At 59.7% G+C, this 18,534-nt stretch carries 18 protein-coding genes and 1 pseudogene; 3 read left to right on the top strand and 16 right to left on the bottom strand.

The genetic code is table 11. The features are described from left to right. Window positions 1-171 precede the first annotated feature (171 nt). Window positions 172-2,337, top strand: a complete 2,166-nt coding sequence (locus MHAR_RS00515) for a copper-translocating P-type ATPase (protein ID WP_014585682.1) — start codon at window positions 172-174, stop codon at window positions 2,335-2,337. A gap of 21 nt (window positions 2,338-2,358) precedes the next feature. On the opposite strand, the gene MHAR_RS13845 is transcribed toward MHAR_RS00515, so the two are convergent. Together MHAR_RS13845 and MHAR_RS13840 are read right to left on the bottom strand one after the other, a co-directional pair. Then, the gene (locus MHAR_RS13845) at window positions 2,359-2,709 is read right to left on the bottom strand and encodes a hypothetical protein (protein WP_014585681.1); all 351 of its coding nucleotides are present in this window, start codon (window positions 2,707-2,709) and stop codon (window positions 2,359-2,361) included. 3 nt (window positions 2,710-2,712) lie between these two features. Continuing rightward, complete coding sequence (locus tag MHAR_RS13840) at window positions 2,713-3,033, bottom strand: hypothetical protein (protein ID WP_014585680.1); 321 nt, start codon at window positions 3,031-3,033, stop codon at window positions 2,713-2,715. A gap of 141 nt (window positions 3,034-3,174) precedes the next feature. Between MHAR_RS13840 and MHAR_RS12260 the strand changes: the two genes are divergently transcribed. After that, window positions 3,175-3,696: a GNAT family N-acetyltransferase gene (locus tag MHAR_RS12260; protein ID WP_014585679.1), complete on the top strand. Its 522-nt coding sequence runs from the start codon at window positions 3,175-3,177 to the stop codon at window positions 3,694-3,696. Between the two features lie 13 nt (window positions 3,697-3,709). Here MHAR_RS12260 and MHAR_RS00500 read toward each other — a convergent pair whose 3' ends face one another. After that, the gene (locus MHAR_RS00500; RefSeq protein ID WP_014585678.1) at window positions 3,710-4,513 is read right to left on the bottom strand and encodes a PhzF family phenazine biosynthesis protein; all 804 of its coding nucleotides are present in this window, start codon (window positions 4,511-4,513) and stop codon (window positions 3,710-3,712) included. Between the two features lie 108 nt (window positions 4,514-4,621). Here MHAR_RS00500 and MHAR_RS00495 point away from each other — a divergent pair, with 108 nt between their 5' ends. Next, a complete protein-coding gene (locus MHAR_RS00495; protein ID WP_014585677.1) occupies window positions 4,622-4,813 on the top strand; it encodes a hypothetical protein in 192 nt (63 codons plus the stop codon). A 109-nt stretch (window positions 4,814-4,922) separates the two neighbouring features. Here the strand turns inward: MHAR_RS00495 and MHAR_RS00490 are convergent, their stop codons facing one another. The 13 genes and pseudogenes from MHAR_RS00490 to MHAR_RS00440 form a co-directional block, all read right to left on the bottom strand. Continuing rightward, window positions 4,923-5,546 (bottom strand): DUF4276 family protein, encoded by a 624-nt coding sequence (locus tag MHAR_RS00490; RefSeq protein WP_014585676.1) that lies wholly within the window; start codon window positions 5,544-5,546, stop codon window positions 4,923-4,925. Window positions 5,547-5,552: 6 nt separating this feature from the next. Further along, on the bottom strand, window positions 5,553-6,824 hold the full coding sequence (locus tag MHAR_RS00485) for an AAA family ATPase (RefSeq protein ID WP_048144188.1): 1,272 nt from the start codon (window positions 6,822-6,824) through the stop codon (window positions 5,553-5,555). 158 nt (window positions 6,825-6,982) lie between these two features. After that, the gene (locus MHAR_RS12710) at window positions 6,983-7,444 is read right to left on the bottom strand and encodes a Panacea domain-containing protein (protein WP_014585674.1); all 462 of its coding nucleotides are present in this window, start codon (window positions 7,442-7,444) and stop codon (window positions 6,983-6,985) included. A gap of 2 nt (window positions 7,445-7,446) precedes the next feature. Continuing rightward, window positions 7,447-8,151 carry a hypothetical protein gene (locus MHAR_RS13125; RefSeq protein ID WP_143763205.1) on the bottom strand — a complete coding sequence of 235 codons (705 nt, stop codon included), beginning with the start codon at window positions 8,149-8,151 and terminating at the stop codon, window positions 7,447-7,449. Then, the gene (gene tnpC / locus MHAR_RS00480; RefSeq protein WP_014585584.1) at window positions 8,094-9,410 is read right to left on the bottom strand and encodes an IS66 family transposase; all 1,317 of its coding nucleotides are present in this window, start codon (window positions 9,408-9,410) and stop codon (window positions 8,094-8,096) included. The genes MHAR_RS13125 and tnpC overlap by 58 nt, the downstream gene beginning before the upstream one ends. Before the next feature lie 478 nt (window positions 9,411-9,888). Then, window positions 9,889-11,508, bottom strand: a complete 1,620-nt coding sequence (gene pyrG, locus MHAR_RS00475; RefSeq protein ID WP_228369574.1) for a glutamine hydrolyzing CTP synthase — start codon at window positions 11,506-11,508, stop codon at window positions 9,889-9,891. Between the two features lie 151 nt (window positions 11,509-11,659). Next, window positions 11,660-11,854, bottom strand: coding sequence for a methytransferase partner Trm112 (locus MHAR_RS00470; RefSeq protein ID WP_014585671.1), 195 nt, complete (start codon window positions 11,852-11,854; stop codon window positions 11,660-11,662). Between the two features lie 74 nt (window positions 11,855-11,928). Continuing rightward, complete coding sequence (locus tag MHAR_RS00465) at window positions 11,929-12,729, bottom strand: amidohydrolase family protein (protein ID WP_014585670.1); 801 nt, start codon at window positions 12,727-12,729, stop codon at window positions 11,929-11,931. A gap of 48 nt (window positions 12,730-12,777) precedes the next feature. Further along, window positions 12,778-13,860: a DNA topoisomerase IV subunit A gene (locus tag MHAR_RS00460; protein ID WP_014585669.1), complete on the bottom strand. Its 1,083-nt coding sequence runs from the start codon at window positions 13,858-13,860 to the stop codon at window positions 12,778-12,780. Continuing rightward, complete coding sequence (locus MHAR_RS00455; protein ID WP_014585668.1) at window positions 13,861-15,696, bottom strand: DNA topoisomerase VI subunit B; 1,836 nt, start codon at window positions 15,694-15,696, stop codon at window positions 13,861-13,863. A 20-nt stretch (window positions 15,697-15,716) separates the two neighbouring features. Next, window positions 15,717-15,947, bottom strand: coding sequence for an Lrp/AsnC ligand binding domain-containing protein (locus MHAR_RS00450; protein ID WP_014585667.1), 231 nt, complete (start codon window positions 15,945-15,947; stop codon window positions 15,717-15,719). A gap of 286 nt (window positions 15,948-16,233) precedes the next feature. After that, window positions 16,234-16,875 (bottom strand): annotated as a pseudogene (locus MHAR_RS00445) (RPA family protein); the annotation flags it as partial. Between the two features lies 1 nt (window position 16,876). After that, window positions 16,877-18,436, bottom strand: a complete 1,560-nt coding sequence (locus tag MHAR_RS00440) for a Single-stranded DNA-binding replication protein A (protein WP_014585665.1) — start codon at window positions 18,434-18,436, stop codon at window positions 16,877-16,879. Window positions 18,437-18,534 lie beyond the last annotated feature (98 nt).

Here is an 18,534-nt window from a genome sequence, read left to right as displayed (position 1 = left end):
GCATAACAGAGGTGGCACAAGACGTGGCATCGGTCGCTCGTTTCTTCGCCGACAAATACTTTTCTCGATCTGAATTGCATTATACATTTTTTTCCGGCTTTACGTCCCCAAACCAGGGATTAAGCGATCAATATATCAGTCATAATAATCAATTAGATATGGGGATCGGTAATGGCGAGCGAAGATGAATCTCAAGAGATGGGCGGCACCTTCGGAGAGGAGATGCCATCGGGCCATGGGGGCCCAAAGGAAGGCCACCTGGCCCATGGAGGCGGAGATCATAAACCTCACAAAGAGGAAGGCCACAGTGATCACGGTGGCGGAGGCCACGGAACTCCCGAGAAGGGAGGCAGAGGCGGCCACGGAAAGGGGGACCACCACGCTGCCATGCTCCAGGACTTCAAGAGGAGGCTCTTCGTCTCCCTTCTGATCACAGTCCCGGTCCTGGCCCTATCCCCCATGATCCAGACCTTCTTCGGCTTCGACCTGGTCTTTCCGGGCTCCTTTTACCTCCTCTTCGCCCTCTCCTCCCTGGTCTACTTCTACGGCGGCTGGCCCTTCCTGACGGGCCTGAAGAGGGAGCTCTCCGAGAGGGAGCCGGGGATGATGACCCTCATCGGGGTGGCCATATCCGTCGCCTACTTCTACAGCTCAGCGGTCGTCTTCGGCCTGGCGGGCAAGTTCTTCTTCTGGGAGCTGGTGACCCTGGTCGACATCATGCTCCTCGGCCACTGGGTTGAGATGCGCTCGGTGATGGGAGCCTCCCGGGCCCTGGAGGAGCTGGCGAAGGTGATGCCCTCCGAGGCCCACCTGATCAGGGACGGCCAGGTGGAGGAGGTGGAGATCGCCTCCCTGAAGAAGGGAGACAGGGTGATGGTCAGGCCCGGAGAGAAGGTCCCCGTGGACGGGACCGTCCTGGAGGGTAAAAGCAGCGTCAATGAGTCCCTCCTCACCGGCGAGTCGAAGCCCGTCGGAAAGATGGAGGGCTCGAGGGTGATCGGCGGATCGATGAACGGGGAAGGGTCCCTCGTGGTGGAGGTTGGAAAGACCGGAAAGGAGACCTACCTGAGCACAGTGATCGCCCTGGTCACCTCTGCCCAGGAGAGCAGGTCGAAGACCCAGGATCTGGCCAACAGGGCCGCCTTCTTCCTGACGGTGATCGCCCTCTCGGTGGGGGCGATCACCTTCGCCGCGTGGATATATTACGGAAGGGACGTCGTCTTCGCCATCGAGAGGGGCGTAACAGTGATGGTGATAACCTGCCCCCACGCCCTGGGCCTCGCCATCCCCCTGGTGGTGGCGGTCTCCACCTCCCTCGCCGCCAAATCCGGCCTCCTCATCAGGGAGAGGCAGTCCTTCGAGAGGGCAAGAGAGATCGAGGCGGTCGTCTTCGACAAGACCGGCACCCTCACCCGGGGAGAGTTTGGGGTCACCGAAGTCATCCCCCTCGTCGGGGTCGGCGAGGTGGGGAAGGAGGGGGAAGCGGAGATGGAGGTTTTGAGGCTCGCCGCCTCCCTGGAGGCGAGCTCCGAGCATTCCATCGCCCGGGGCGTGGTGAAGGGCGCCGAGGATCGAGGAATCTCCACCGCCCCGGCAGACGAGTTTCAGTCGATGCCGGGAAAGGGCGTTTTGGGCGTCGTCGACGGGAGAAGGCTGAAGGTCGTGAGCCCCGGCTACCTGGAGGGGGCGGGGATCGAGCTCGATGATGAGAGGGTCAGGGCCGCAGAAGAAGGGGGGAAGACCGTCGTCTTCCTCCTGGAGGATGAGACGCCCTTGGGCGCCCTCGCCCTAGGCGACTCGGTGAGGCCCGAGTCGAAGGAGGCGGTGGAGAGGCTGAAGTCGATGGGGTTGAAGTGCATGATGCTCACCGGCGACAACAGGTACGTGGCAGAGGAGGTGAGCAGAGATCTGGGCCTAGACGAGTTCTTCGCCGAGGTCCTCCCCCACCAGAAGGCGGAGAAGATCCGAGAGGTCCAGGAGAGGTACACTGTAGCCATGGTGGGCGACGGCGTCAACGATGCTCCTGCCCTCGCCCAAGCCGACGTGGGGATAGCCATCGGCGCGGGGACCGACGTCGCCGTCGAGACCGCAGACATAATCCTGGTTCGAAACGACCCCCGGGACGTCGTCACCATCATCAGGCTCTCCAAGAAGACCTACTCCAAGATGTTCGGAAACCTCCTCTGGGCCACGGGGTACAACGCCTTCGCCATACCTCTGGCGGCAGGCGTCCTCTACAGCTACGGGATCCTCTTGAGCCCAGCGTTGGGGGCGGTTTTGATGAGCATGAGCACCGTCATCGTCGCCGTGAATGCGAAGCTTTTGAAGATGGACTGAAACCCGATTCACATCACCCCCTCAAACCTCCTCTGGACGTGGGCCGAGTGGACGCAGTTTATCATGGTGACGTAGTCGAAGACCGGGAGGCCGACGGCCTCCTGGACCGACCTCCCGTAGGGGGGAAGGCAGCTTGCACTCCCGCAGGAGGGCGCCGACCGCCGGGTCCTCTTCGACCATCTCTCGGGCGACGGATACCGTCGCCTCTTCGATCTCTTCGGAGTCGAGGACCCCCCTCTCCTCGATCACCGCCTCGGAGAAGGCTCTCTGGTCCTCCATCCCTCCAATCACCAGCTTCTCCGTCATCTCCACCCCTGCGGCTAAAAGCAAAGTCTCGTCGATCCCCCTCGAGTCGGCAGCGATGATCCCCACCCTCTAGCTGGGGCCGATGATGGACGATATGAAGGGGATCTGGAGGAGGCTGGATAGGAATACGGGGATCTCCAATCGAGCGGCAAGGCGCCTCTGGTGGAGGGCGAGAAATCCACAATCCCCAGTGACGGCCCTCACCCCCTGCCCCGCCAGCTCCTCCGCCGCCTCCCGGAGCGGCTCAAAGGCTGTGGGGTCTTTTCCCAGGACCCTCTTCGTCGTCAGGTCCGGGACCTTCTTGAACCGGACGGGAAAGTCGTAGGTCGCGGCGTTGGCGACGTCTCCGGGGACGAAGGCGGCAAAGCAGTCCAGAAGGGGTATGCCCATCGCCTCGCCGTAGCTCGTTGGCCCATCGAGCTCTGTATATCATATCTTCAACCTCAATCTCGCAAACTCCCTAGTTCTCTCTATCATATTCCAGGCGAAGCCAGAATATATTAACGGTCGGACTGCAGATCAGGAATCGATATGTCTGAATTTGTCCTCAGGAGGGCGGCGAAAGAGGACGTCCCCGCCATCGTCCGCCTCTGCATCGAGACGATCCCGGAGGTCTACGGCTCCATCATACCTGCCGAGACCTTGCGCCCCTGGGTGGAGGGCGACGCCGTCGAGGGGCTCGTCGAGGTCCAGTGGCCGAGGATGATGGTGGCCGTCGCCGATAGCGCGGCCGGCATCGTCGGAAGGGAGGGCGTCGGAGGGGTGGTGGGGGTGGCGGCCGCCTCCGGAGACGCCGTCGACCTCCTATGGATCCATCCTCGCCACCACGGGAGGGGGATCGGCACCGCCCTCCTCGGCCGCCTCGAGGAGGAGATGAGGGCGGCAGGAAACCGGACGGGGAGGCTCTCCTGCTTCAGCGAGAACCTCCGGGCGATGAGGTTCTATCAGGCGAGGGGTTGGACGGCGGCGGGCGAAGGGGTCAACGAGGAGACGGGGGCCCCCGAGACGAGGATGGAGAAGTGCCTGATGGAGGAAGGCGGCAGAGACCCTTGAGCTTTGCTTCGACCTATCCCTCTATCAGCTCACCTTTGAGGACGGTGACCGCCTCCCCCCCGATCTTGACCCTATCGCCGTCCTCGCCGCCCCGGACCCGGACGACGCCGCCCCGCTCCGAGGCCTGGTATCCGACGAGTTCGAATTTGCCGAGCCTCCTCGCCCAGTACGGCCCAAGGCAGCAGTGGGCAGAGCCGGTGACCGGGTCCTCGTCGACCCCTAGGGTCGGGGCGAAGAACCGGGAGACGAAGTCGTACTCGGGGGAGTCGCTCTCCGCCGTCACCATCACCCCCCGGACCGGGATCTTCTTGAGGAGGTCGAAGTTCGGCCGCAGCTCCCGGAGGGTCTCTTCACCGTCGAGCTCCACCAGGAGGTCGAACCTGTTGTCGCCGACGTAAGAGAACGGCGCCCCCAGGGCTGCCTCCAGCATCGGAGGCGAGCATTTGATTGGTCTCTCCGGCTCTGCGGGAAAGTCCATCTCGATGAAGCCGCCCCTCCTCTCAGCGAAGAGGGGGCCGCTCTTCGTCGCAAACCGGGCGATCTCGTCCTCGGCTAGGACCCCCTCCTCCCAGAGGAGGTGGGCGCTGGCCAGGGTGGCGTGGCCGCAGAGTTCGACCTCGGCCTTCGGCGCAAACCATCGGAGGCGGAAGCCGTCCCCCTCGGGGGTCATAAAGGCAGTCTCCGAGAGGTTCATCTCGGCTGCGACCTTCTGCATCCACCCGTCATCCCGAGGCTCTTCGAGGAGGCAGACGGCGGCGGGGTTTCCGGAGAAGGGCTCGGAGGTGAAGGCGTCCACCTGGAGGATCTTGATGGCCATGGACTTATTATTTTTATATCGTCGCCCTTATACCTTTCCCCGGTCCGTCGGCCCGGCCGGATAGATCGCAGAAGCCTTTTTTACAGATGAGAAGAGATGGCCCTGCCCATGGAAGAGACCGGGTCCCTTCGCATCATCAGGTTCGCCTTGACCATCGCCATCGCCGTCATCCTCGCAAGCGCCATCGGCGAGATGATGGAGCTGTCGCCGGTGCTGACCGCCCTTCTCGCCGGCGGGATATGCGTCGTCGCAAACCTCGTCTTCATATCAGCCTCCGGTAGGTGGCGGGGGCGGGGGTGAGGGAAGGGCTCGGGCGGCGCCGGAAGGCGAGGGGCTAGCAGCTGCCGCTCTCGCCGAGGGAGGCGGATAAGTTCGTCTGAGGGATTATGGGCTCATAAACGGGAGCAGATCAGCTTCGGGGATAATTTACCATATCTCGCAGGCCGTCCCTGAAGACCTGAAAGCTCTTCGACCTGTTCTGATCCGGGTCCATGTGGGCGGATATGGCCTTTGCCGCCTCGATCTTCGCCAGGCCGCCCCTGAAATATCCTTTTCCCTGAAGCTCCCTCTCCAGCGCCTCCCAGGTTCCTCCCTGGATGGCGTCTGGGTCCCGATACTTCGAACTCGTTGCCAGGCTTGGTGGGATCCTGGGATAAGCGAGGTGAAGAGCCTCCACATCGCCGAAGAACCAGGCCTCCAGCTCCTCGATGGAGATGCGGTTGAGAACTTGAAAAGCTGAGCCGCCTCTGGTCACTGATCTGGTGGACAGCTCCGCATCGCCTGCTGCCTTCTCCAGCTCGGCTTTCAGCTCACGGCAGTCCTGCCGGTCTTCGTCTACCAGCACCACAATCCTCCAGTCGGCGGTGATCCATCTCCTGTAGCCCTTCAAAAGTCCTGGAAGCCGGGAGAGGAGGTCCTGCTTGCCCTGGAAACGGATGACGCGAAACTCGACACCCGACCCCAGAATCTTGGGCACCAGATTTCTCAAAGCCGCCTCTGCCGAGGGCTCTTCGACCAGAAACTCGATGTGCATGGCGGATCACTCGGCGGCTTTCTCTTCCGTCTCGGTGCTGTCGGAACTGGCGGAACTTCGGGATGATGGTGAGGACTCAAGGATAGGATCGCCGATCTCGAAGAACCCCTCCACCCAGAGGTGGCCGAGCTTCGCTCCCTCGTCCATGAACTCCTTGATCCCCCTCATGTCGGCGGCCCGCTTCGCCTGGGTGTAGCCCCTCACATCCCGGCTGAGGACCCAGACCTCTTCGGGGAGGAGGCCGTTGACGAAGAAGGGGGAGTGAGTGGTGACCAATAGCTGGGTCCTGCCGGAGGCGTTCCGGCACTCCTCGGCCAGCTCCGGGAGTATCCGGGGATGCAAGTGGTTCTCCGGCTCCTCGATCCCCAGGAGCTGGGGCGGGTCGGGGTCGTATAGGACGGTGAGGTAGGAGAGCATCTTGAGGGTCCCGTCGGAGGCGAACTTGGCCAGGATCGGCTTCTCGAAGGGGGCGTCCTTGATCTCCAGAAGGAGGCGGCCGTCGGGCATGAACTCGGAGTCGACCCTCTCAAGGCGGGGCACCCGGCGAGATAGCGCTCCCAGGATCTCCGCCAGCCTTTCGGGGTGCTGCTCTTTCAGGTACTGGATGACGTTGGGGAGGTTGTCTCCGGTGGTGGAGAGCCTCTCCTGGGGTCCCGCCTCGGCGACGCCCCGGACGCTGTCGGCGGTGAGGTAGGAGACGTGCCAGCCGGTGATGAATCTCCGGAGGGCGCTGACCCGCGGATGCTTTGCGAACTGGCCGAGGGTGTTCACCGCCAGCATCTCGGGGGAGTCGAGCTTCTCCTCAACCCGCCCTTCCGTTTCGTCGGGCATCTCCCCGCTGACGACGCGACCCTCGCCGTTCTTGAAGTCGAGGAATCGGAAGGGCTTGCCCTGGGACTTTCGCCTCCACTGGAGCCACTCCTCGGCGACGACCGGCCCCGCGAGCCCCTCGGCGATGGATAAATGGTAGGTGATGAGCGGTAGATTTCCCCTTTCGCGGTACTTCAGCTCGATCTCGATGGGGCCGGTGGTCCCCCGGGTGTGAAGCTCCTTGAACCTCCCCCTCTTGTCCCAGGCCCGCCTCAAACCAACCGAGAAGCACTCAGAGAGAAAGGCGAAGACGTCGAAGACCGTGGACTTGCCGCTGCCGTTGGGGCCCAGGAGGGCGGTGAGGGGGGCGAGGGGCTTCAGCTCCAGGTCGCGGAGCGCCCGGTAGTTCTTGATTCTGATCGATTCGATCCGGGGGACGGAATGGCGAGGGCTTTTCAGGTCGGTCATGGGAGGGACTCCGAGAGATGATTTTGTGGGATATTGGGACAAATAAGTTTCGGGATAATTTCATCTTATGGTTAGGTAACTTGGAGACAAAATTACGTACGAATCCATCATTAGTATTTTTAATAAAACAATATTTATTGAAAGAATATATTACCTTATCAACTCATATATTCTTTTGCCTTTTCTATTAGATCAATATATGTGTATCTTTCAGCGCTAGCAATAGGAAATGTCGAGTAAACAAGGCGTATGAATTGGTCCCAATTAAGGTTCTTTGTTTCATTTATAACATGATCGATAGATTTCATTTCTTCTTCCGATAACCTTGGACTATAGTCTTTTGAGTTTAATATAAAAATCGTTTTTTGATCCCCATACATGTTAGTTGTCGTTTCCAACTCAAAAATATGTGGATTCTCTTTTGCAGTATCTTTGATATCCCAAACAAAAGGTCCGAAATTATTAAAAAACCATTTAATATTTGAAATTTGAGAATTTGTTCTTAAGCAATGTCTCCAATCTGATAAATATACTAATTTAGTTAAACGGGCATTGGACATATCATACCTAGTGGGGTACGTCTTCAATATATGGGCAATTATATCTCTTAGCTCAGCCATATCTAGAACCCCTTCAGTTTCGCCTCTTTAAAGTCGGGTATCCTTTGCTTCACACGCTTTATCAGTTCCCCCATAAACCATTTTTGCTCTTCTTGGAATATTGATCTTAATTCCTCCTCCTGATAGCGATGAGGATCAGTGGCTTCTGCAATTAATACGGCTAATGGTTCTGTTCCAGAATTATCCCATATCCTAAAACCACAATATAATCTTGATTTCATTTTAACATTTTTCATTATATCTTCGGGAACGCCATCTTTTTCGCAACGTTGGTAGTATCTCTTTGTTGCAGTTTCTGGATCGGGATAATCATTTGAAAAATGCCAATTGTTACGCCAAGCTTTAGCAATACATCCTTGGTCGTCTGGGTAATTTATACGGCCTTTCTTATCATATTCAGGATTATAGGACACCCTCCCGAGAGGAATAAATGAACCATTCGAACTATGTGCATAAAGGGTCATTCTTTCATAGCAGCCATCAACTGAGCCAAATTTCATCGGACCTTTTGCGAGTTTATATAAATAACTTTCACATAGAGAATTGACATCTTCTGAAAGTTGAGATGTGTCTTCCTTAAGTTGTTCATTCTCAACTTTAAGTTGGGTGTTTTCTTCTATGATAGTTGAATTACTTCTAATGTACGTGTTTAGCTGACCAGGCTCGATCTTAGCATCTTTAGGCCATCGAGTCCATTTTGCTCCCATGTCGCCAGCACGGTCATAATTCGTTCATGAATCGAAGTCCCTTTTTCATTTCGCAGTGTACCAATGATCTTTCTCAGAACGACATGCTCCCGGAGAGCCCTCTCTGCTCTATTATTGGTCGGCTCTACGGCGGGCTGGATGATAAACGTGAACCAGTACTCGAAGCCGTTACTAATTTTGCCGATTAGCTTTTTGACTTTCTCACTCATGTATTCTTTCATAATCCATTGGTGGAGCTTTGATCGTGCCATTTCCAACAATCCCATCCTGACTTCGGGTGGTGGATCGTTTTCTAGAGCATCAGTAAGTTCTTCATATAGATCCTTGAGATCCCCATGTAAAGGAACCGCCTCCTCAATCTTATCAGCAAGGTCCTTTGATTCTCGGAGTAGATGTGCCCAACATCGCTGTAACCGTTTTGTGAATTTGGCATAAGGCTTCCAACCATCGCACACTATGATGCCATCGAATCTTCTTGTCAGAACTTCCATCAGGACCTTCATCCCACGACTCTTTCGTATCACAACAAACGTCTCAGATGGTGTGGTAAATACCCAGATCCAGTGACGCTCTCCTTGGACCTTTATCGACGTTTCATCCACATACAGGATTGGTGCATTCCGAACGCTGTTTAAAATTGCATCATATTGAGACTGAACCGCATCAGCAGCTCTGCGAGTCAGATCGAGGACCGTAGCTGCGCATATGGTCAGTCCATGCAATCGCTTCAGTGCATTTTGGATCTTCCTGTGGGGTAGCCTATCCTCGTATTTCAGTAACGTTGTCTGCGCAATTACATTGTTTCCGAATCTGCCTTCTGCAGGAAGATCATGATCGCTGGCTACAACTTCCTTTTGACAAGATGGACATCTGTAATGAGCAATCTTGTATTCGGTGACGATTATCGGCTGGGGTTCAGGGATTTCCTCGATGATCTTTGACTCTTTTCTGATAGGATCGCCAAGCTTGGCTCCGCAATCTGGGCAAAGATCTATGGCGACTTCGACTTGTCTATCAGGATTGGCACGAGGTCTTGATACCCCTTTATGACCCTCTTTTTGGCCTGGTTTCCCATTAAACCCTTCGTCATACCCTTTTTTCCGTTTGCGACCTCGTCTCAAGCTCGGCGGAGTATGGGCATTCTCATATTTAGCTAGTCGAGCTTCAAGCTTCGCTATCTGTTCTCTTTGAAACTCATTCTCACGCTTTAATCGTTCATTCTCAGCTTTAAGTTGCTTGATTATCTCTTCTTCGTGCATACTCCCAACTAGCAGGTATAGCGAAAGAATTATATAATTTTTCTGGTCGAGGTGGATTCTAGGTCAATTCGCATGAATTGAGGATGGAGCTAAACACATACCTTCTAATCAACTTCTTCAATAGCCCTCCTTTCCTATATTGCAGGTAGCACAATAAAAGTAACATTCCAACTATACTTACTACTATAATAATCTCTTTGGTAGTTGAATTATTATCTCCTGTCTTCCAATATATTACTCCCAAAATGATCGATAAAAACGACGACAATATTTCAATTAAGTTTGTGTTAAATAAATATGACTCGATTGAGGATAAAATTGAATTAGCACTCACACTTTCATCTATTGCGTTATTTGTTGACGACACTTCAATCTAACCTCCAGCTTCTGTCTACTAATGTATCTTCCATATTGTATATTTTTATAAATAAAAAATAATATGCGCATTACTAAATCTCCATGCGCACTTTTCGCCCCCTTACCCCCGCTTCCCCGCCCGCTCCCTCATCGCCCTTACGAATGCCAGGAACGGGGGTGAGGGGCGGCCGGGCCTCGACTTCATCTCGGGGTGGAACTGGGTCGAGAAGAAGAACGGGTGGCCGGGGATCTCGGCGATCTCCATCCGGTTCCGGTTCTTCCCCGAAAAGATCATCCCCTTCTCCTCGATCCTGGGGATGTACTCGGGGTTCACCTCGTAGCGGTGGCGGTGCCGCTCGACGATTCGAAGGGAGCCGTAGATCTCCTCGGCGAGGGACCCCTCCCGGAGGATCGCCTCGTAGTCCCCGAGGCGCATCGTCGCCCCCATATCCTCCACCCCCTCCTGCTCGGGGAGGATGGTGATGACGGGGTGCGGCGTCTCCCCGAACTCCCCGGAGCTCGCGCCGTCCAGGCCGAGGACGTGGCAGCAGAACTCGACGACGGCGAGCTGCATCCCGAAGCATATCCCCAAATAGGGGATGCCGTTCTCGCGGGCGTACCTGATCGCCGCCATCTTGCCACAGGTCCCCCGGGCGCCGAAGCCCCCGGGGACGAGGATCCCGTCGAAGTCGGCGAGGAGGTCGGCGGCGGGGGAGCGCTCCAGCTCCTCGGCGTCGATCCAGGAGATCTTCGGCCAGGCCCCCGCCTCGATCCCGGCGTGTTTGAGGGCTTCGCGGATCGAGAGGTAGGTATCCTCCATGTGGGTCGTCCCTTGCGACCCGGTGGTGTACTTGCCGACGATGGCCATCTTCACCGAATCCCGGATTGCGACCATCTTCTCGATCAGCTCCACCCAGTCGGTCCGGTGCTCCAGAGGGTATAGCCGGAGCATCTTCATCAGGTAGAGGGGGGTCCTCTGCTCCTCCAGGAGGAGGGGGACCTGGTATACGTCGTCGACGTCGTGGTTGGAAACCACCCCCTCCACCGGGACGTCGCAGAATAGGGAGATCTTCGACTTCGTCTCCTCCCGCAGGGGCTTTGTGCACCTGACAGAGACGATGTCGGGCTGGAGGCCCAGAGCCCTCATCTCCTTGACGCTGTGCTGGGTCGGCTTCGTCTTCTGCTCGCCGTCGGTGGTGGTGGGGGCGAGGGTTACGTGGACGAAGGCGATGTTTCCCATCTCTTCGTTTCTCAGCTGCCTCATCGCCTCGAGGAAGGGCATCCCCTCGATGTCGCCGACGGTCCCCCCCACCTCGATGACGCAGACGTCGCAGCCGCTCTCTTTCGCCACCGTCCGGATCCGCTCCTTGATCTCGTTGGTTATGTGGGGGATGATCTGGACCGTTTTTCCCAGATACTCGCCCCGGCGCTCCTTCTCGATGACGGTCTTGTAGACCTTCCCGGTGGTGATGTTGTGGTCGCGGGTCAGCTCCACGTCCAAGAACCGCTCGTAGTTACCGAGGTCCAGGTCCACCTCCCCCCCGTCCTTGAGGATGAAGACCTCGCCGTGCTGGAAGGGGCTCATCAGCCCCGCATCGATGTTTATGTAGGGGTCGATCTTGATGGCGGTGACCTTGTAGCCCCGCTCCATCAACATCCGACCGATGGAGGCGGCGGTGATCCCCTTGCCCAGGCCGCTCATCACCCCGCCCGTTACGACGATGTATCTTGCGCTTATCACGTATCCGGGAAGGGCTTTCGTCCCTAGATAAGAGTGACGATCAGAATAAAAGAGAATTTAAAAGGAGGCCCTGAGGCGGGATCTTGAGGCTGGCCCTGAAGGGCTCGGGGCCGATGGTGACGGGGCTGGCGGGGGCGCCAGCGGCGCGAGGCTAGCGGCCCATCTCCTCCCGCAGATCCGGCGGGAGCATGTTCGGTATCCCGTCCTCGATGGGGTAGACCTCGCCGCAGCCCTTACAGCGGAGCCTCCCGTCCAGGATCTCGCCGTCCTTCTCCTCGAATGCTTCGAGTTCCAGATCCCCCTTGCAGAGGGGGCAGGCCAGAATCTCCATCAGATCGCGCTTCATGCCCTCAATACAGCGACGATCCGTTAAAAAAGTTGGTCTCGACCGAGGCTCCCATATCCCTGCCCACGGTCGATCTATCTGGGGAATAGGAGCCTTTCAGCGTTCTCCGAGAGGATCATCCTCTTCTCCCGGCCCGAGAGGTCCATCCCCTCGACGAAACAGATCTCCTCCGCCTGGTCGGTCCAGGGGTAGTCTGTGCCGAATAAGACCCGATCAGCGCCGATCTCAACGATCAGGTCACAGGCCTCTGCTGAGGTCAAACTCGGCGAGATGTAGGCGGTGTCGAAGTAGACGTTCTCCGCCGCCGGGATGAGGTACTCGCGGACGCCGGACCACATCTCCCAGCCGCCCAGATGGGCCAGAACGACGACGAGGTCTGGATGCCGCTCTGCCATCCGGGCGAAGCGGTCGGGGGTCCCGAAGAACTCCGGCAGGTCCTCGGGGACTTTGCCGGCGTGGAGGAGGAGGACCATCCCCCGATCCGCCACCGCCTGGTAGAGCCGGTCGCACCGCGGATCGTCAGGGTAGAAACTCTGGAGGAAGGGTACGGCCTTCACCCCCCGGACGCCGGCCGCCTGGAGCCGGTCGAGCTCCTCCTCGAGGTCCTCTTGGAAGGGGTGGATCGCCCCGAAGGGGACGAGGCCGTCGCCGTCGGCGGCCGCGAGGAAGAAGTCGTTCGTCGGCCGGACGTGTTTGGGGAGGGGCGCAAGGGGGAGGATGATCGATCTTTCTACCCCTGCCTTCGCCATGGAGCCCCGGAGGTCGGCGACGGTGCCCAGGCCCGGGACCCTCACCCCCATCCTCCTCTTGACGGAGGCGATGGCTTTTGGCGCCATATCGTCGGTGTAGATGTGAGCGTGAAAGTCGATGACCACGAACGATGGACCCCTCTGAAATATATAAAATTTGGCCCTGCCGGGCCCCTAGATCAGCCCCATCTCCGAGAGCCTCTCGGGGAGGTAGGTCTTCGTCACGAAGTCGAGCCCCTTGCCGGCGAAGGCCTGCTGCTCAGCCTTCTTCGAGAGCTTGATCTGGAGCTGGATCTGCTCCTTCCAGTAGTCTGTGGCGAACCTGGGGTCGGCGAGCTCGGACCGGAGGGCCTGGAGGTCCTGATCCGTCAGCTTATCCGTCGAGAGGTCGTAGTTGACGATGTCCGTCGGCTGGACCCCCACGAACTGGGCGGCCGGCGTCACCAGATAGTCGGAGAGGTAGGCGCTCTTGATGGCGCCGTAGGCGACGCTGGCGTAGATCCGGTAGGACCAGGGGTCACCGTCGGTGAAGATGACGACCGGTAGGCTGAGCTCCTCGTTCAGCCGCTTTATCAGCCGGCGGGTCGACCGGGCGGGCTGCCCCTTCAGGTGGACGAGGATCGCGTCGTGCTCCTGGTCGAAGCCGTTCTCGATCAATCGGGCGTGCATCCCGCCGGTCTCGATGGCGATGACGAACTTCGCGTCGTGCTCCTTGAACTCCACGTTGTCGACGTTGAAGGGGATCTGGTAGCCCGCCTCCCCGACGTCCTCCTGGCAGTGGATCGTCCTCTCCCCCCGCCGGGTCTTCTCGCTGATGGTGAGGGGGCCGAAGACCGTCGCCCCATCCTCCTCGGGCCGGACGTGAAAGTCCTCTCGCAGGAGGGCGGTGAGGATCTCCAGGTCCTCGACGAGCCTGTCGCTCTCAGCCTGCTCCCCGAACTTGGCGACGTCCCAGTTCTCGGAGATGTAGTATATCTCTCTCAGGGTCGAGCCCCGGTTCTGCCGGAGGTGCTCGTTGATCAGAAGCTCGATGAGGTAGGTGGTCTTGAGGAGGCTCTTCGCCCCCCGGACGGTCTTGACGGACCGGACGCTCTCCTGGTCGCCGTAGACCCAGATCTCCCCCTCCTGGTCGTACTCGAGGTTATTCTTCGTCCTGCTCGGAAGAGCGAGGTGGGGGACCGTCCCCCTCTGGAACTGGTCGTAGAGCGTCTCCGCGAGGCCCAAAAGCCTCCCCTTCGTCGCTTCGGCGTCCTTCAACTAGCCCACCACCCTCGCGCCGCTGACCAGCTCCGAAGCGACCCCCTCCACCACCGGCTCGGAGAACCGGACCCCCTCCGAGGGGACGGTGTACCTGATCTGTTGCCTCTCCCCCGGCCGGAGGGAGATCTTCCAGAGGTGGTCGTAGCCGTCCCCCAGGGCGATCACCCTCGCCGGCGGCTCGACGGCCTCCGCCTCCACCGAGACCGTCTCGTGGAGCTTGAAGGCCTTGGAGGCGTCGCCGTAGTTCGCGACCTCCAGGGTCACCAGGGCAAGGCCGTTCTCGGAGGCGACGGACCTCTTGACCAGGAGGTTGCCCATGATCTTGGCGACGACGGGGTTGATGTCCGGCTCCTCCCGGGCGAGGAGCTCCGAAAGCTTCTTTGATATCCGCGGGAGGATCTTTCTTATGATCTCCTCCTTCTCCTTCCGCTCCGAGAGGGCGGACTTCTTCGATATGTACCTCCGGAGCTTCCGACCCACCTCTTTGAGCCCCAGCTCCACCTCCGCCACTATCTCGGGGACGTCGGCGACGGCGTCCTTCGACTCGGAGGTGAAGGGGATGTTCGTCGAGGCGATGTGGACGAGGAGGGCGGCGGGGCCGACGGGGACCCCGCCCCCGGGCTGGCTGAGGGAGTAGATCTTCCAGGATACGTTCTCGATGGCGTGGGTTATGGCGCACCCCCCCTGCTGGTACAGGAGCGGCACCCGGTTTGCAAACCTCAGGACCTCGACTTTCCCGTCCCCCTTCAGCTCGCCGCCGTAGGCGAGGCCCACCTCCACCTGGAAGGGGTTTCCGGCGTAGACCGAGACCGGCCTCTTGGTGGTGGCTATGAAGTCTACCCGGTACTCCTTCTCGAGCCCCGCCCGGATCAGCTCCTCGCCGATGGGGGATAAACAGTCGGTGGGGGGAGACTTGAGCCGCATCTCCTTGAAGGCGGCTAAAAGCCGGGTCGCCTCGGAGTGGGTCAGGTCCTGGGGCGCCATCTCGGGGTCGAGCTCCGCCCGGTCGCAGATCTCCTGGGATATGATCGCCCCGACGCTGGAGAAGGAGCCCGCAAGGAAGCTCTTCAGCTTCTTCTTATCGGTGTACCGGAGCATCTTGATGAGGCCGCCGAGCTCCATCCCGAGAGGGTGGGGCTTGATCTCGTAGGAGGGGCTCGGCATCTTATCCGTCGCCCTCTCGAAGACCTCCACGTTCCCGTCGGGCTCCACCAGGGTGATCCGGGCGTGGGGGTTGACTATCGCCACGTTCTTCAGATAGCCGTAGATCGACTGCCTCCGGCTCCGGACGTAGGAGCCCTCCATCTCCAGCTCCACCCGGGTGCCGTGGGGGCGGTCCCACTCCGTCTCCTCCGTCTTCAGGACCTCCGGCTCGTTGGTGGCGGTGTTGATCATCAGCTCCCACCTCCCCGCCCGGTGGGTCGGGCCGATCTTGGTGGTGACCGCCGTGGGCCTTCCCGTCGTCAGCTGGGAGTAGAGGACGCCCGCCGATATCCCTATGCCCTGCTGCCCCCGGCTCTGCTTCAGGGCGTGAAACCTCGAGCCGTAGAGGAGCTTGGCGAAGACCCGGGGGACCTCGCCACCGACGATACCGGGGCCGTTGTCCTCGACGACGACCCGGAACCCCTCCCCCCTCCTCAGGATCTGGACGAAGATGTCGGGGAGGATATCCGCCTCCTCGCAGGCGTCCAGGGAGTTGTCCACCGCCTCCTTGACGGTGGTTATAAGAGCCCTCGGCGCCGAGTCGAACCCCAGGATCTGGCGGTTCTTCTCGAAAAATTCGGCAACGGAGATGGCCTTCTGGTGCTTGGCCAGCTCCTCTGCTATCTCCATGTCAGAAGAGAGGCGGGAGCCTAGAGCTCGGCCCCCACCACCGTCTGGGTCGCGGTCACGTTGTGGATCTCCCGGATGGTATCCACCAGGCGGTTGAGGACGGAGAGCCCCTCCACCTCCAGGACGACGACGAAGTCGTACTCGCCGAAGACGTGATAGACGTCCTTTATCCCATCGATCTCCCTCAGGGCGTTGTAGACGCTCCTCTCCTGCCCTGGAACCACCTTGACCATCGTAACTCCTATCACCATCTCATATCACCACCTAATATAAACCCGGCAGCATTATATAAACTTTTCAACGCCATCCCCCGAATCATCTCTCCTTCCTCTTCCTGGCGGGGGCCTTCCCCGGTCCGCCGAAGAAGACCTCCTCCTCCTCTATCCTTTCGGCGTCCACCAGATCTTCCTCCAGATCTTTGGGCATCCGGAAATCCACCACCTCCCCTCGTCCGCCGCCGTCCCCCTCCTCATCCCAGGATGGGGCCGGGGTCGGAGGGGCGCTCCTGCCGGGCGCGGCTTTCGTCTCCCGAACTGCGGCCGTCGCCTCCGCCTTCTGGGAGGCGAGGGCCCTCGCGACCATCCGCCGGTACTTCTCCAGGTCGGTCCCGTAGTGGTGGTGGGCCTTTCCGATGTCGACGGCCTCCGCGGACGGCTGGGGCCTCTTCATCAGCTGATCGCCGCTGGAGAAGCCTCCGGCCCCCGGCGACCCCAGGAACTCCCTGAAGGCCTCGATCCGATCGAGGGTCCTCGCCGCCGTCTCCAGGACCCACCGGTCCCTCGTCTCGGCGTCGACCCGCTGGACCGCCTCGGCCCTGACGGATATCAGCCTTTTGCCGTCCTCGGTCTCGTAGACGCTCGGCTTGCCGACGACGGCGACGAAGGCCGGAGGCTCCGTCGCCGCCAGGACCTGGGCCGCGTCGAGCTGGTACTGGCCGGCGTAGACGAAGATGCTCCCGGTGGGGTCGACGACCCTCCCCCGCCAGTACTCGACCTCTTCACCCAGGTTGTCCCTCTCGGTGAGGGTCCCCACCAGGAGGACCCGGTTGCATCGGGCCCCCGTCGGGGTGATCAGGTAGAGGGGAGCATACTGGTCCTCGTTCTCCCTGAAGGTGAGGTCGGAGTCCCGCAGCTCCGCGGCGTAGACCCTCCTCGCCACCTCTCGGGCGAAGCCTGCCATCTCAGATCACCTCCCCTGCCCGGGCCGCCAGGTCTTCGGCCTCCTCGGCCGTCGCCGGGCGGGCCGGGGAGATCATCTCGACGAGGATGTAGCGGTCGACGGTCGGCCCCGAGACGGTATAGTACCTCCCCAGGAGCCTCTCCTCGATCATCCCCTTCACCACCTCGTGGTCGAGGGCCTCCATCGCCATCGTCTTCGCCTCCTCCATGCTGATCCCCATGAGGCTCTCCGTCCGCTCCCGGTTGATCAGCACCTCCTGGACCTTCACCCCGTCGTCCAGGACCGCCTTGATCCGGAGGTCGTAGGTCCCCTCCTGCTTTCCGTGCTCGCCGCAGACCCCCTTGTTCAGCATCCGCCTGCAGATGGGGCAGCGCTTGATCAGCCCCGACCCCTTCTGGACGTCGACGATCGCCCCGGTGAAATTCGCCTCCTGGGGGCTCACCTCGACCTCCTCTTCGAGGGGCAGAATCTCGCTGGTCCTGTTCAGCTTGACGCTGAACCTCCCCTCGAACTCGTCGGTGACGACGTTCTTGAAGAGGTAGCTCTTCCCCTCGGCGAGGTCCGGGATCTCCGACTTCGCCCACTTGACGAACTTGATCACCCCCGTCTCGTCGCCGATGAGGCCGGTCTGGGATATCGTCTCGCTCGTCGGGTCCCAGAGCTGGACCACCTTCGCCCGGAGGTCTATCCACCGCCCCTCCTCTCCGATCTGAGAGATCTTCATCTCCTGGACCTGGCCGCCCGGGGCATCGGAGGCCTCCACCTCCGCCTCCAGGGGCTCGACCCCGCTCGTCCTGTTCAGCTTGACGCTGAACCTCCCCTGAAACTCGTCGGTGACGAGGTTCTTGAAGAGGTAGCTCTTCCCCTCGGCGAGGTCCGGGATCCCCGACTTCGCCCACTTGACGAACTTGATGGTGCCGGTCTCGTCGCCGATGAGGCCGGTCTGGGATATCGTCTCGCTCGTCGGCTCCCAGAGCTGGACCACCTTCGCCCGGAGGTCTATCCACCGCCCCTCCTCTTTGATCTCGGATACCTTCATCTCCTGGACCTGGCTCGACGCCGAAGGCTCGGCGGCGGCCACCACCTTCGTCAGCTCCTCGACCCCGCTCGTCCTGTTCAGCTTGACGCTGAACTTCCCCTGAAACTCATCGGTGACGGCGTTCTTGAAGAGGTAGCTCTTCCCCGCCTCCAGCTCCGGAAGGTCGGCCTTGGTCCACTTGACGAACTTGATCGTCCCCGTCTCGTCCCCGAGGAGGCCGGTCTGGGATATGGCGCTGCTCGTCGGCTCCCAGAGCTCCACCACCTTCGCCTCCAGGTCTATCCACCGGCCTGGACCGTCGATCTCGCCGACCTTGAGGATCTCGGCCTTCTTCGGGGCGAAGGTCGTCGGCGAGATGCCGTGCTCTTTGAGAAAATAGTTGACGACGGATCGGACCGCCTCCCCCTCAGGGACCCCGAACTTCTCCACCAGGAGGGCCAGACGGCTCTCCACCTCGGATGCAGGAACCTCCACCTTCTGGTTCCGCAGCCGAGCCAGAATCTGCTCTACAGCTGCATTCATATTCTTTTGACCTCCAGTTTTTAATAGAGAGGCAATATCCCAGAGGCTCTCAAGGTAGATAAAGTTGCTTCTGGCGGGGCGAAAGTAATATTGGCCCT

Source organism: Methanothrix harundinacea 6Ac, assembly GCF_000235565.1.
In the GTDB taxonomy this organism is placed as follows: Archaea; Halobacteriota; Methanosarcinia; order Methanotrichales; family Methanotrichaceae; genus Methanocrinis; species Methanocrinis harundinaceus.
The sequence above is the reverse complement of the archived record's forward strand: the minus strand, read 5'-3'. Positions and strand labels throughout refer to the sequence as shown.

What these genes read in the sequence shown, in the direction of transcription:
- MHAR_RS00515 (WP_014585682.1), top strand. Translation starts at nt 172, where the DNA reads ATGGCGAGCGAAGATGAATCTCAAGAGATGGGCGGCACCTTCGGAGAG.
- MHAR_RS13840 (WP_014585680.1), bottom strand. Translation starts at nt 3,033, where the DNA reads ATGGGCATACCCCTTCTGGACTGCTTTGCCGCCTTCGTCCCCGGAGAC.
- MHAR_RS12260 (WP_014585679.1), top strand. Translation starts at nt 3,175, where the DNA reads ATGTCTGAATTTGTCCTCAGGAGGGCGGCGAAAGAGGACGTCCCCGCC.
- MHAR_RS00500 (WP_014585678.1), bottom strand. Translation starts at nt 4,513, where the DNA reads ATGGCCATCAAGATCCTCCAGGTGGACGCCTTCACCTCCGAGCCCTTC.
- MHAR_RS00495 (WP_014585677.1), top strand. Translation starts at nt 4,622, where the DNA reads ATGGAAGAGACCGGGTCCCTTCGCATCATCAGGTTCGCCTTGACCATC.
- MHAR_RS00490 (WP_014585676.1), bottom strand. Translation starts at nt 5,546, where the DNA reads ATGCACATCGAGTTTCTGGTCGAAGAGCCCTCGGCAGAGGCGGCTTTG.
- MHAR_RS00485 (WP_048144188.1), bottom strand. Translation starts at nt 6,824, where the DNA reads ATGACCGACCTGAAAAGCCCTCGCCATTCCGTCCCCCGGATCGAATCG.
- MHAR_RS12710 (WP_014585674.1), bottom strand. Translation starts at nt 7,444, where the DNA reads ATGGCTGAGCTAAGAGATATAATTGCCCATATATTGAAGACGTACCCC.
- MHAR_RS13125 (WP_143763205.1), bottom strand. Translation starts at nt 8,151, where the DNA reads ATGGGAGCAAAATGGACTCGATGGCCTAAAGATGCTAAGATCGAGCCT.
- tnpC (WP_014585584.1), bottom strand. Translation starts at nt 9,410, where the DNA reads ATGCACGAAGAAGAGATAATCAAGCAACTTAAAGCTGAGAATGAACGA.
- MHAR_RS00470 (WP_014585671.1), bottom strand. Translation starts at nt 11,854, where the DNA reads ATGAAGCGCGATCTGATGGAGATTCTGGCCTGCCCCCTCTGCAAGGGG.
- MHAR_RS00455 (WP_014585668.1), bottom strand. Translation starts at nt 15,696, where the DNA reads ATGGAGATAGCAGAGGAGCTGGCCAAGCACCAGAAGGCCATCTCCGTT.
- MHAR_RS00450 (WP_014585667.1), bottom strand. Translation starts at nt 15,947, where the DNA reads ATGGTGATAGGAGTTACGATGGTCAAGGTGGTTCCAGGGCAGGAGAGG.
- MHAR_RS00440 (WP_014585665.1), bottom strand. Translation starts at nt 18,436, where the DNA reads ATGAATGCAGCTGTAGAGCAGATTCTGGCTCGGCTGCGGAACCAGAAG.